Below are 12,558 nucleotides of genomic sequence, written 5' to 3'. Positions count from 1 at the left end.
GTCGATGTCTTTTCGCGTTGCCCGCAATGCCAATTGCCCGGAGAAAAGCGCCTAATTGCGCCGACTTTTTTTCAACCGCCAGACTTAGCTGAACGGCTTGCCGCCGCCAGACTTCGCGTCGGCTGCTATTTACATCAAGACAACATGCAATCGAATCAAGGCGCTTTCTGGACCTTCCCCTACACGTCGCAGCGTTTGCCGCTGGTCGCCGACAACGTCGTGACGACTTCGCAGCCGCTTGCCTCCGCGGCCGGCTTGCAGATGCTGCTGCGCGGCGGCAATGCAGTCGATGCGGCGCTTGCCACGGCAATCGCCCTGGCTGTGGTCGAGCCGTGCAACAACGGTATCGGCGGCGACGCGTTTGCGCTGATCTGGGATGGCAACACATTGCACGGTTTGAACGGATCGGGCCGGGCACCGGCCGCATGGACGCGCGAGTATTTTTCAAAATACAAGGAGATGCCGAAGCGGGGCTGGGACTCGGTAACCGTGCCAGGCACTGTTTCAGCGTGGCGCGCCGTGTGGGAGCGCTTTGGCAGCCTGCCGTTCGAAGACCTGTTCGAACCGGCGCTGCGCTATGCGCGTGAAGGCTACCTGGTTTCGCACAATGTCCACAATCAGTGGCAAAAACAGGTCGGCGAACTGATCGATCAGCCGGGCTACCGTGAAGCGTTTGCCCCCAAAGGCCGGGCGCCGCTCCAGGGCGAGCGCTTCATTTGCCCGGGACAGGCACATGCACTCGAGCGCATCGCGCGCACCAAGGGCGACGATTTCTACCATGGCGAACTGGCCCGTGCGATTGCCGACCACGCGCGCAATACCGGCGGCGCGATCACGGAAGCCGACCTCGCCGCGCATCAGGCGGACTGGATCGAGCCGATCAGCAGCCGCTACCGGGATGTTGAACTGTACGAGATCGGGCCTAACGGTCAAGGCATTGCGGCGCAAATGGCGTTGGGCATGCTTGAGCATTTCGATCTGAAGAGCATGGATCAGGATAGCGCGCTGGCGATGCATCTGAAGATCGAGGCAATGAAACTGGCCTTTGCCGACTTGCATGAATACGTCGGCGACGTGGATCACATGACGGAAGTCACAGCGGCCGACCTGCTCAACCCGGCATATCTGGCAAAACGCGCCAGGTTGATCGACCCCGAGCGGGCAGCGCCGGCCCGCATCGGCAAGCCGCTTGGCGGCGGCACCGTCTACCTGACCACGGCGGATCGCAACGGCATGATGGTTTCGTTTATTCAATCCAACTTCAAGGGCTTTGGTTCGGGCGTGGTCGTGCCCAATACCGGCATCGCCTTGCAAAATCGCGGCTGGGGCTTCAACTTGCGCCACGGCCATACCAACGAGGTAGCGCCTGGAAAACGTCCATTCCACACCATCATCCCCGGGTTCCTGATGCAAAACGGCCGGCCGCTGATGAGCTTTGGCCTCATGGGCGGATCCATGCAGGCGCAGGGTCATTTGCAGATGGTCTCCCGCATGGTCGATCAGGGGCTGAATCCGCAGGCGGCCAGCGATGCGCCGCGCTGGCGCGTACTTGACGACAACCATGGCGTTACCGTCGAGTGGAATATGCCGCAAGCGGTGACTGAAGGACTGATCTCACGCGGGCATCCGATCACGGTTGCCAAACGCTTTGATACCGAGTTCGGCAGCGCCCAGGCGGCTCTGCGCCTGGAAAATGGCGGCTATGTAGCGGCATGCGATCACCGCAAGGATGGCTACCCGGTCGGATTTTGATCGATCGTCGAGCAGGACCACCGAGCCGTCAGGCGCCTCACTCGACCGATGCTGGGCTTCAGGAACTTTCGCTGCGCGAGCATTCTTTTGGCTGGCATCGAACTCATGCACATGATTGCCAAAGGCCAGATGGGAGGCGGGCCGGGGTGCTGTCAGCCTGCGAGTTCGGCTGACATCCATCCCGGCACGCGAATGCCACGGCCTCGCCGTGACTGCGACAAAAGCCCTACGCCAAACGCTGAAGCAAATGCGGGACCGACGATGTCAGCAACGCGACCCCGGATGCCGCGAGCAGGCTCAACACAATCTTGCGGAAGGTCGCTTCCGAAATCCCGGCATACAACCGGGCGCCCAGGATAGTGGGAATCAGCATCGCTGGCCCGACGATTGCGAGCATCGGCAGCATGGCACGTGTCACGATGCCCTTTTCCACGTAGATGGCCATGGTCACAAGCAGCAAGGCGAGATTGAAGTTCTGAATGATCGCACGCTGTTCATCCTTGTCGAATCCCCGCAACGAGCACCACAGTGTGGGAATCGTGCCGGTAAAGCCGCCGATGCCACCCATGATCCCGCCGACGCCGCCCACGATCCCGTCGGCCAACCTCCCGCCCGCCGTGATCTTCGGCAGGTTTCGTACGGCAAGCATCGTCGGGCACCACAGCACCAGGAACGTACCGAGGAAGGCCTTGAAGAGTTGAAGGTCGAGCGACGGGAGAATCGCGACCCCAACGGGTATGCCAGCCAGGCCGCCGATCAGGAAAGGCAATAGCCTGCCCAGTTTGAATCCTCTGCGCATGGTTACCACGGCAATGATCTGCCCCGTCAGCGCCCCAAAAACCGCCATTGACGCGGCCAGCCTGGGATCCAGCGACCACGCCCAGAACGACATTGCAGTGAGACCAAAGGCGAAGCCAGAAAGCCCTTGTACGAAGCCAGCAACAATGGCTCCCAGTGCCACGACCAAAATTACCGGATCCATGCGTAAGGGCCTCTTTCCTATTGGGGCGTCATCTGAGTGTCCGCAGTGACCAGCCTGGCGACGTGGGACCTTATGAACCAACGGCGAAGCGCCGTGGTCTGCAGGCCGCAATCCATATTGGCCTCCGGCTGCGCCTTGCTCTGGGGCAAGGGGCTGGCGCGAGTTGTTCCGTACTTCCTGCTTGGGTTGACATTCTATCCAGTTCTGTATATTTTGTCTAGAACACAAACCATAACCATGGAACTGCGAAGCGCAGGTGCAGCGGATGGAATGACTCGAAAACGCAAATCACATACAGGAGATGGCCCAATGAGTCCCCGACGTTTTTTGGTGAAGTTTGTGTTAGCGCTGTATGCAGCGTTGCCGGTTTCCGCGTTCGCGGCTTATCCGGACAAACCGATCAGGCTGATTGTGCCGTCGGCCCCCGGTGGTGCTCCGGATGCGTTAATGCGGGCCCTTGCTCCACAGCTGGCACAGCAATTGGGCGTGTCCATCGTGATTGACAACAAGCCTGGTGGTTCCTATGTGATCGGCACCATGGAGCTGGTGAAGTCCGCGCCCGACGGCTACACGCTGGCTTACGGCAATATCGTCTCGCTGGCGACCAACAAATCGCTGCTGCCATCGGTGCCATACGACGTCGAAAGGGACCTGACGCTGATCGCGAACACGCTGCGCCTGTCTAACATGATGATCGTCAACGACAGTTTGCCGGTCAGGACCATTCCCGAACTGATCGCCTATGCGAAAAAGAATCCGGGCAAGCTGGCCTTTGGATCGGATGGCAACGGCACCACGGCGCATCTGGGCGTCGAACTCTTCAAGGCGATGACGGGCGTCAACATGCTGCATGTGCCCTATCGCGCGGCGACTTCGGCCGTCACGGACCTGATCGGCGGCGGCATACAGCTCATGATGATCAACACGCCGGTTTCCGCACCGATGGCCAAGGCGGGCAAGGCGCGGGCGCTTGGCGTCTCCTCGGCGCAGCGCCTGGCTGCATATCCGGACGTTCCCGCAATCGCCGAATCCGTGCCCGGATTCGAGGTGTCGGCGTGGGGAGGCATCGTCGGCCCGGCCCACATGCCCAAAGACATCGTTACCCGCCTCAACCGCGAGATTCGCATTGCTCTGGACAGCCCCGCCGTGCGAGAGCGATTCAAGATGCTGGGAGCGGAAATCGCGCCCAGCACGCCTGAGGAGTTCCTGGAACTCTCCCGCCGCGAGACGGCCAAGTGGGCAAAGATCGTGAAATTCTCCGGTGCCAAGATCGATTAAAGGAAATCCCCGTGAGTCCCTGGAAAGCAGCTCAAGCCGGCGACCCCGTCGCTGATATCGATACACCCGCGCTCGTACTCGACCTGGATGCATTCGAGCGAAATCTCAAGCGAATGGCTGACGCATTGCGCGGCCGAAACGTGCGTCTGCGTGCCCACGCGAAGAGCCACAAGTGTCCGGAGATCGCCTTGCGGCAGATCGCATTGGGCGCTGTGGGCATCTGCTGCCAGAAGGTCAGCGAGGCTGCCGTGTTCGTGGAAGCGGGAGTTGGCGACATCCTGGTCACGAACCAGGTGATAGGCGACACCAAGCTGCGCCACCTTGCACCGCTGGCACGCAAGGCGCGTATCGGGGTGCTGGCCGATCATCCGCAGCAGGTGCAGGCGCTGGGCGCATCGGCGCAGGCGCATGCCGTCACCCTCGACGTCTACATCGAGGTCAATGTCGGCGCCAACCGCTGCGGTGTGGCGCCGGGCGACGAAGCCGTGCAACTTGCCCTGCAGATTGCTGGCAGCACGGGCCTGCGCTTCGCCGGGCTGCAGTGCTACCACGGGCCGGCCCAGCATCTGCGGTCGCCGCAGCAACGCAAAGCGGCCATTAATGACGCTATCGAGGCTGCGCGCATGACGCGCGACGCCATCGAGGCCTGCGGCGTCGCTGTCGAGCGTGTCACGGGCGCGGGCACCGGTACGTTCTTGCATGAACGTGACAGTGGCATCTTCAATGAACTCCAGGCGGGATCCTACATATTCCTGGACCGCGACTACGGTGACAACGAGCGCGGGGAGGGCGATGTGCCCTTCGAGCACGCATTGTTCGTGCGCACGACGGTGATGAGCCGAACGGATCCGCAGCGCGCGATCGTGGATGCCGGCCTGAAGGCGTCGAGCGTGGATTCGGGCATGCCCGGAGTCTGGCAGCGGCCCGACCTGCGCTATGTGAAGGCTGCCGACGAACATGGCGTCCTGGCTACTGCCAATGCCAGCGCAGTGTCGCTGGGGGACGTGCTGATGCTCGTGCCGGGCCACTGCGACCCTACCGTCAATCTCTACGACGAACTGGTGTGCGTGCGCGGCGACAAAGTTGAGGCCCTCTGGCCGATTGCGGCGCGCGGCGCTCTGCTCTGACTGCCATGCTGATGATCGGCGAGTACGACTTCGACATGCATTTATCGTGTCGCCGATCCCGCGACGAGATGCATCACCACACAGCCTGGTTCCGAAACAATTGATGAAGACGATGCCAAGGAGTACCCGATGAGTGAGCGTTATGATGTCTTGATCCGCAATGCCTCGATTGTCGACGGAACGGGAGCTCCACGTTATGCAGGCGAGGTGGGTATCAAAGGTGACCGTATTGTGCGCATCGGCGATTTGCAGGGGGCCAGCGCAGCCACGGAAATCGATGCGTCTGGCCTTGTGGTGGCGCCTGGTTTTATCGATGCGCACACGCATGACGACCGCCTGCTGCTCTCTGGCGGGGACATGGCTCCTAAGGTCAGCCAGGGCATCACTACCGTGATCGGCGGCAATTGCGGCGTTTCGCTGGCGCCGATGCCGCGGCAGATTCCCGATCCGGTCACCCCGCCGCTTAACTTGCTCGATGACAGCGGACCGTGGTTTCGGTTCGCCAACTTTGCAGAGTATCTGGAAGCGTTGCGCGCTCAGCCCGCGGCAACGAATTGCGCCATGCTGGTTGGCCATACGACATTGCGTGTCGCGACAATGAACGATCTTTCCCTTCCGGCAAATCCGGACGAAATCGCAGCCATGCGCGCACTGGTCGATGAAGCCATGCGCGCCGGCGCGATTGGCGTGTCAACGGGGCTGTTCTACGAACCTTCGATTGCGGCGCCAACGGAAGAAGTCATTGAAATATGCGAGCCGCTACGCGAGTACGGCGGAGTCTATTGCACGCATATGCGAAACGAGGGCGACCACATCATTCAATCATTGACCGAGACCTTCCGCATCGGTCGCGAAGTCGGTGTACCGGTCGTCATCTCGCATCATAAGCTGGTCGGCGTCAATAATTATGGCCGCTCCGCAGAAACGCTGAAGTTCATTGCTGAACACATGGAAAAGCAAGAGGTTTGCCTCGACTGCTATCCTTATCCGGCGTCGTCCACCATTCTGTCCGCGCATCGCGCACGTAATGCGACCCGGGTGACCGTGACATGGTCAAAACCCCTGCCCCAGTATGCCGGCAAGGATCTGGTCGACATCATGGCCGAACTCGGTGGCACACAGGAAGAGGTTGTCGACCGGCTGTCCCCCGCCGGTGCGATCTACTACATGATGGACGACCGGGATGTGCAGCGCATACTGGCCTTCGACCAGACGATGATCGGCTCGGACGGCTTGCCCCACGACGACTCTCCGCATCCGCGTCTTTGGGGAAGCTTCCCACGTGTTCTTGGCCACTACGGCCGGTCGCTGGGCCTGTTTTCGCTTGAGACCGCGATCCATAAGATGACCGGACTGACCGCCAGGAATTTCGGACTCGCCGACCGTGGGGTTGTGCGGGAGGGGGCCTTCGCAGACTTGACCGTTCTCAATCCCGAAACAGTTGCTGAGGGAGCGTCATTTGCCAAGCCGATCGCACCGGCCCTAGGCATTGATACTGTGCTTGTCAATGGCAGCGTCGTGTGGCGCGATGGCAAGTCCAGCGGCGCGCGGCCCGGCCAAGTGCTACGGCGGGAGCGAGCATAGTCGCCGAGCACGCCGGCGCACCTCTGGCCCGCGCTGTGGGCCGCGGAACCAAAATAATCTTTTGGTTAATCGGTCTGGGGATCGCTTTTTTTCGCCTTCCGTCTTCGTCAAACTCCGTGCATGACGCATCCCCGGCTGTGGGTGCGCTGACAACAAGAGACCGGAGACGACATGGATTTCCCTATCATCAATGCGACTCGTCGCACCCTGCTGCGGGCAGGGCTGCTGGCTCTCACCGCCATGACCGCTATCACCAGTGCCCCGGCCGCGTTCGCGGCCTATCCGGACAAGCCGATCCGGCTGGTCGTGCCTTATCCGCCGGGCGGCGCCACGGACGTGATCGGCCGCATCGTTGCCACCCGGCTGGGCGACATGCTGGGCCAGCAAGTGGTCGTTGACAACCGGGGAGGCGCGGGCGGGAATATTGGCGCGGAAGTGGTCGCCCGCAGCGCGCCAGACGGCTATACGTTGCTGATGGGCGCACTGACGTCCCATGCAACCATGGCCACCCTGGAAAAAGGGCACTTGCGTTACGACATCATCAAGGATTTCGCCCCGGTGATGGTCGTTGGCTCGGTGCCACTGGTGGTGGTGGTCAATCCGAAGGTGCCGGTCAAGACGCTCCAGGAACTGATCAGGTACGGCAAGGCCAATCCCGGCAAGCTTAACTACGCCTCTTCTGGTGCCGGCGCGCCGCAGCGCATGGCGGCTGAGATCTTCAAGAAAGATGCAAATATCAACATGACCCATGTGCCGTATAAAGGCAGCGGTCCCGCCATGACAGACCTGGTGGGCGGGCAGGTCAACATGATGGTGGAGACGGTGCCGGCCGCGCAGCCGTTCATCAAGGCAGGCCAGTTGCGCGCGCTTGCCGTGGCGGCACCCAAGCGTATCTCGATGCTGCCGGACGTGCCCGCTGCCGCAGAGAGCGGCATGCCCACCCTGGACGTCAGCTCCACCTTCGGCGTGCTGGCACCGGCCGGCACGCCCGCGCCGGTGGTCGAGCTTCTGAATGCGGCGCTGGCCAGGATTCTGGCAATGCCCGACGTCAAGGCACAGTTTCTGAAGCAGGGTGTCTATGCCTTGCCGCCAACCACCCCTGAAAAATCGGCCGAGCGCTTGCGCACCGAAGTCACACGCTGGGAGAAGGTCATCACCGACGCCCATATCAACTCCGATAGCTGAACCGACCACGAACCATGACCACAAATAAACCCAAAGGACCGGACGCTTCCTCCAGGGAAACAGGCCTGCGCAAGGGACTGACCAACTATGGCGACCTTGGGTTCTCGCTGTTCCTGCGCAAGGCGTTCATCAAGGGCTCGGGCTATACCGATGCGGCGCTCGACCGCCCAGTGATTGGCATTGCCGATACCGGCAGCGCATTCAACCCGTGCCATGGCAACATTCCGCAGCTGATCGAAGCGGTGAAGCGCGGCATCATGCTTGCCGGCGGGCTGCCGATGGAATTTCCGACCATCTCCATCCACGAGAGCTTTGCCGCGCCGACCAGCATGTATCTGCGCAACCTGATGTCGATGGATACGGAGGAAATGATCCGCGCCCAGCCGATGGATGCGGTGGTGCTGATCGGCGGCTGCGACAAGACCGTGCCGGCGCAGCTGATGGGCGCGGCTTCTGCCGGCGTGCCCGCGATCCAGCTGGTTACCGGCGCGATGCTGACGGGTTCGCACCGCAGCGAGCGGGTGGGTGCCTGCACTGATTGCCGCCGCTATTGGGGCAAGTTCCGCGCCGGGGAAATCGACGCGGAGGAAGCCTCGCAGGTCAATAACCAGCTGGTGGCCAGCGTCGGCACCTGCTCGGTGATGGGCACCGCCAGCACCATGGCCTGCCTGGCCGAAGCCCTGGGCATGAGCCTTCCAGGCAGTGCCACGCCGCCGGCCGTGACTGCCGATCGCATCCGCATTGCCGAGGAGACCGGTGCACGCGCCGTGGCGATGGCACGCGAGCGCCTGACGATCGACAGCATCCTGACGCCGGCCGCGTTCGAGAATGCCATGCGCGTGCTGCTGGCCATTGGCGGCTCGACCAACGGCATCGTGCACCTGGCGGCCATCGCGGGCCGCATGGGCCTGGATATCGATATGCAGGCGCTTGACCGCATGGGCCGCGAAACCCCGGTGCTGCTCGACCTGAAGCCCACCGGCCAGCACTATATGGAGGACTTCCACAAGGCCGGCGGGATGGCCACCTTGCTGCGTGAACTGCGCCCGCTGCTGCGCCTCGATGCGCTGACCGTTACCGGCCGCACGCTGGGCGAGGAGATAGACAATGCCGGCCCGGGCTTCGCCCAGGATGTGGTGCGCAGCATCGACAACCCGATCTACCCGCAAGGCGGCATCGCCGTGCTCGCCGGCAACCTGGCGCCTGGCGGCGCAATCATCAAGCAATCCGCGGCGAACGCGGAGCTGATGGAGCACGAGGGCCGCGTGGTGGTGTTCGAGAACGCGCAGGACCTGATCGAGCGCATCGACCTGGACGACCTCGACGTGAGCGCCAATGACATCCTGGTGCTGAAAAACATCGGCCCCAAGGGCGCGCCTGGCATGCCCGAGGCCGGCTATATCCCGATCCCGCGCAAGCTGGCGCGGGCCGGCGTCAAGGACATGGTGCGGATTTCCGACGGACGTATGAGCGGCACCGCGTTCGGTACGGTGGTGCTGCACGTGACCCCAGAAGCCGCCGTGGGCGGGCCGCTGGCGCTGGTGCAGACTGGCGACCGCATCCGCCTGAGCGTGAGCCGCCGCGAGCTGGCCCTGCTGGTATCGGACGAGGAACTGGCGCGCCGCCGCGCGGCCTCCCCCGTGGTTGAACCGAGCGCGCCGCGCGGCTACCTGAAGTTGTTCCTGCAGACCGTGACGCAGGCCGACCAGGGCGTCGACTTTGACTTCCTGCGCGCGCCCGAAACGCGCGGCAAGGCGCCTGAGTAAGAAGGGGTGGACATGTCAAGCGATACACGTGAGCCGGTGCTGCGCATCGGCGTCTTCGAAGCTGCGCAGCAAGACGCGATCGACGCCGAATTCCGCTGCGTCTCCGAGGCCGAGATTGCGGCTGACGGCGCCTTGCGCGGCGCGGTGCGCGCCATCGTCACGCGCAGCAATTACCAGGTGCCCGCGGCGGTGATCGACCGCCTGCCTGCGCTGCGGGTGATAGCGACTTCCGGCGTGGGCTACGACGGCATCCCCGTCGCCCATGCCGCCAGGCGCGGCATCGTGGTCACCAACACGCCCGGGGTGCTGGACGCGGCCGTCTGCGAACTCGGCATCGGCCTGTTGCTGGCGCTGCTGCGCCGGATTCCCGCCGCCGACCGCCATGTGCGCGGCGGCGCCTGGCGCGAGGACGACTTCCCGCTCACCACCAGCCTGGCCGGCAAGCGAATCGGCATCGTCGGACTCGGCCGCATCGGCATGGGCGTTGCGCAGCGGCTGGCGCCCTTCGGTGTGGAGCTGGCCTACACCGGCACGCAGCGCGCAAGCCTGCCATACCGCTATTGCGATAGCCCGCTCGCGCTCGCCGCTTCGGTCGACATCCTGATCCTCACCTGCCGCGCGACCGAGCAGAATCGCCACCTGGTCGACGCCGCGTTACTGGCTGCGCTGGGGCCAGACGGCTACCTGCTCAATCTGGCGCGCGGCAGCGTGGTCGACGAGGCGGCACTGTGCGAGGCCCTGCGCGCCGGCACGATCCGGGGCGCGGCGCTCGATGTGTTCGAGTCCGAGCCGCTGGCCGATTCGCCGCTGACCGCGCTGCCCAACGTGTTGCTGTCTCCGCACGCGGGTACGGCCACCCGGGAAACGCGCGCGGTGATGCTGCGGCTGATGCTGGATAACGCGCAAGCTGTGCTGGCAGGGCGAGCGGCACTGACTCCGGTGGCGGTGGCGTGAGCGCCGGTCTGCCGCCGGCGCGGCAGCTCAACCGCTGACCGGCATCAGGCGCGCGGCGAACGTAATTTTTCAATCCCGGCGTTTCAAATTATTCAAGCGAGGTATTCATGCAATTAGGAATCGAAGGCAAGGTAGGACTGGTGCTGGGCGGCGGCGGCGGCCTGGGCAGTGCCATCGCGCTGGCGCTGGCGGCGGAGGGTGCGAAGGTCGTGGTCGCCGATGTCAATGAGGAAGCGGCAAGCCGCACCGCGGCCACGATCGTCGCCAAGGGGGGCACGGCGCTTGCGCGCACCTGGGATCTTGCGGACCTGGCGTCGATCGAGACCCATGTCGCCGCCATCGAGGCCGAGTTTGGCCAGGTCGATATCCTGGTCAACAATACCGGCGGCCCGCCGCCGACCACTGCGTTTGGCCAGGAAACGGCACTGTGGCGCAAGCACTTCGAAAGCATGGTGCTGTCGGTGATCGCGATTACCGACCGGGTGCTGCCCGGCATGCGGGCCAGGCAGTGGGGGCGCATCGTCACCAGTACCTCGTCCGGCGTGGTCGCGCCGATTCCGAACCTGGGCATTTCCAATGCGTTGCGGCTGTCCCTGGTGGGCTGGTCCAAGACCCTCGCGCGTGAAGTCGGCCGAGACGGCGTGACGGTCAATATCGTGCTGCCGGGGCGCATCGCCACCGACCGCATCCGCTTCCTGGACGAAGCCAAGGCCGGCCGCGAGCAGCGCCCGGTGGAGGAGGTGTCGGCCGAAAGCACCGCCGCCATCGCGGTGGGCCGCTACGGTCGCCCGGAGGAATATGCCGATGCGGTGACGTTCCTGGCCAGCGACCGCGCCGGCTATATCACCGGCTCCACCGTCCGCATCGACGGTGGCCTCATCCAGAGTATCTGAGGCTGGGGCGCGGGACTGTCGCCCGCGCCTCGGCAAGACCGAACCCGCCCCATCACCTGCCATCGCCGGAGAGCCAAAGATGCTGTTGACCGCTGACGCCAAGGGCGTCTTCCCCATCGCGCCCACGCCATTCCTGGGCGACGGATCGATCGACGTAAGTTCGATCGATCGTCTGATGGACTTCTATCTCGGCTGTGGCGCGACCGGCGTGACCGTGCTCGGCCAGCTCGGCGAAGCGGCCAAGCTCGAGCACGCCGAGTCGATCGACGTGGCCGCGCGCGTGATCCGGCGCGCGGGCGGACTGCCGGTGGTGGTCGGGGTCTCGGCGCCGGGTTTCGCCGGCATGCGCGCGCTGACGCGCGAGGTGATGGACCTGGGTGCGGCCGGCGTCATGATCGCGCCGCCCAACACGCTGCGCACCGATGACCAGATCGTCGGCTACTACCAGCAGGCCGTGGACGCGATCGGCGCCGACGTGCCGTTCGTGCTGCAGGACTATCCGTTGACGTTCTCGGTGCAGATGACTGCAGGCGTGATCCGCCGCATCGTTGGCGAGTTGTCTTCGTGCGTCATGCTCAAGCACGAAGACTGGCCCGGCCTGGAAAAGATCTCGGCCCTGCGCGCTTTCGAGAAGGAGGGTTCAATGCGGCCCATCTCCATCCTGTGCGGGAACAACGGGCTGTTCCTGGACTATGAACTGGAGCGCGGTGCCGATGGCGCCAATACCGGCTACTCTTTCCCGGATATGCTCTGCGACATGGTGCGCTTGGCGGCCCAGGGCGAGCGCGAGGCCGCGCACGACCTCTTCGACGCCCACCTGCCGCTGCTGCGGTATGAGCAGCAGCCCGGCGTCGGCCTGGCCGTGCGCAAGTACGTGATGATGCGGCGCGGAATCCTCACCTCCGCGGCGCAGCGCAAGCCAGCGGCGGGCATGTCGGCGATGGCCCGGCACGAGGTGGAGCAGCTGCTGCGGCGTCTGGCAAGGCATGACGCGCGCGCGGCACTGGCAGATTAAATCCCAAACCCAATGCAACAAG

At 63.8% G+C, this 12,558-nt stretch carries 10 protein-coding genes and 1 pseudogene; 10 read left to right on the top strand and 1 reads right to left on the bottom strand.

Going from position 1 to position 12,558, the window contains the following annotated elements:
- Positions 1-144 precede the first annotated feature (144 nt).
- Positions 145-1,752, top strand: a complete 1,608-nt coding sequence (ggt, locus tag RM96_RS26375) for a gamma-glutamyltransferase (protein ID WP_039014677.1) — start codon at positions 145-147, stop codon at positions 1,750-1,752.
- A pseudogene (locus tag RM96_RS37645) lies at positions 1,753-1,884 on the top strand (DDE-type integrase/transposase/recombinase); the annotation flags it as partial.
- Between the two features lie 94 nt (positions 1,885-1,978).
- Here RM96_RS37645 and RM96_RS26370 read toward each other — a convergent pair.
- Positions 1,979-2,734, bottom strand: coding sequence for a sulfite exporter TauE/SafE family protein (locus tag RM96_RS26370; protein ID WP_039014676.1), 756 nt, complete (start codon positions 2,732-2,734; stop codon positions 1,979-1,981).
- Positions 2,735-3,043: 309 nt separating this feature from the next.
- Between RM96_RS26370 and RM96_RS26365 the strand changes: the two genes are divergently transcribed.
- The 8 genes from RM96_RS26365 to RM96_RS26330 all read left to right on the top strand — a co-directional run bounded on the left by RM96_RS26365 (position 3,044) and on the right by RM96_RS26330 (position 12,536).
- Positions 3,044-4,012 carry a Bug family tripartite tricarboxylate transporter substrate binding protein gene (locus RM96_RS26365; protein WP_039014675.1) on the top strand — a complete coding sequence of 323 codons (969 nt, stop codon included), beginning with the start codon at positions 3,044-3,046 and terminating at the stop codon, positions 4,010-4,012.
- 11 nt (positions 4,013-4,023) lie between these two features.
- Positions 4,024-5,139 (top strand): DSD1 family PLP-dependent enzyme, encoded by a 1,116-nt coding sequence (locus RM96_RS26360; protein WP_039014674.1) that lies wholly within the window; start codon positions 4,024-4,026, stop codon positions 5,137-5,139.
- A gap of 129 nt (positions 5,140-5,268) precedes the next feature.
- A complete protein-coding gene (locus RM96_RS26355) occupies positions 5,269-6,723 on the top strand; it encodes an N-acyl-D-amino-acid deacylase family protein (RefSeq protein WP_039014673.1) in 1,455 nt (484 codons plus the stop codon).
- A gap of 171 nt (positions 6,724-6,894) precedes the next feature.
- Positions 6,895-7,908 (top strand): Bug family tripartite tricarboxylate transporter substrate binding protein, encoded by a 1,014-nt coding sequence (locus tag RM96_RS26350; protein WP_039014672.1) that lies wholly within the window; start codon positions 6,895-6,897, stop codon positions 7,906-7,908.
- A 14-nt stretch (positions 7,909-7,922) separates the two neighbouring features.
- Positions 7,923-9,674 (top strand): IlvD/Edd family dehydratase, encoded by a 1,752-nt coding sequence (locus RM96_RS26345; RefSeq protein ID WP_039014671.1) that lies wholly within the window; start codon positions 7,923-7,925, stop codon positions 9,672-9,674.
- 12 nt (positions 9,675-9,686) lie between these two features.
- The gene (locus tag RM96_RS26340; protein ID WP_039014670.1) at positions 9,687-10,628 is read left to right on the top strand and encodes an NAD(P)-dependent oxidoreductase; all 942 of its coding nucleotides are present in this window, start codon (positions 9,687-9,689) and stop codon (positions 10,626-10,628) included.
- A 107-nt stretch (positions 10,629-10,735) separates the two neighbouring features.
- A complete protein-coding gene (locus RM96_RS26335) occupies positions 10,736-11,521 on the top strand; it encodes an SDR family oxidoreductase (protein ID WP_039014669.1) in 786 nt (261 codons plus the stop codon).
- Between the two features lie 79 nt (positions 11,522-11,600).
- Positions 11,601-12,536 carry a dihydrodipicolinate synthase family protein gene (locus RM96_RS26330; protein WP_039014668.1) on the top strand — a complete coding sequence of 312 codons (936 nt, stop codon included), beginning with the start codon at positions 11,601-11,603 and terminating at the stop codon, positions 12,534-12,536.
- Positions 12,537-12,558 lie beyond the last annotated feature (22 nt).

The sequence above is a fragment of the Cupriavidus sp. IDO genome, assembly GCF_000812465.1.
GTDB lineage: Bacteria > Pseudomonadota > Gammaproteobacteria > Burkholderiales > Burkholderiaceae > Cupriavidus.
Note: the sequence above shows the minus strand (reverse complement) of the source record. Positions and strands in the feature narration are given on the sequence as shown.

Excerpts from the sequence above, each read along its gene's own strand:
- ggt (WP_039014677.1), top strand. The coding sequence starts at position 145 with ATGCAATCGAATCAAGGCGCTTTCTGGACCTTCCCCTACACGTCGCAG.
- RM96_RS26370 (WP_039014676.1), bottom strand. The coding sequence starts at position 2,734 with ATGGATCCGGTAATTTTGGTCGTGGCACTGGGAGCCATTGTTGCTGGC.
- RM96_RS26365 (WP_039014675.1), top strand. The coding sequence starts at position 3,044 with ATGAGTCCCCGACGTTTTTTGGTGAAGTTTGTGTTAGCGCTGTATGCA.
- RM96_RS26355 (WP_039014673.1), top strand. The coding sequence starts at position 5,269 with ATGAGTGAGCGTTATGATGTCTTGATCCGCAATGCCTCGATTGTCGAC.
- RM96_RS26350 (WP_039014672.1), top strand. The coding sequence starts at position 6,895 with ATGGATTTCCCTATCATCAATGCGACTCGTCGCACCCTGCTGCGGGCA.
- RM96_RS26345 (WP_039014671.1), top strand. The coding sequence starts at position 7,923 with ATGACCACAAATAAACCCAAAGGACCGGACGCTTCCTCCAGGGAAACA.
- RM96_RS26340 (WP_039014670.1), top strand. The coding sequence starts at position 9,687 with ATGTCAAGCGATACACGTGAGCCGGTGCTGCGCATCGGCGTCTTCGAA.
- RM96_RS26335 (WP_039014669.1), top strand. The coding sequence starts at position 10,736 with ATGCAATTAGGAATCGAAGGCAAGGTAGGACTGGTGCTGGGCGGCGGC.
- RM96_RS26330 (WP_039014668.1), top strand. The coding sequence starts at position 11,601 with ATGCTGTTGACCGCTGACGCCAAGGGCGTCTTCCCCATCGCGCCCACG.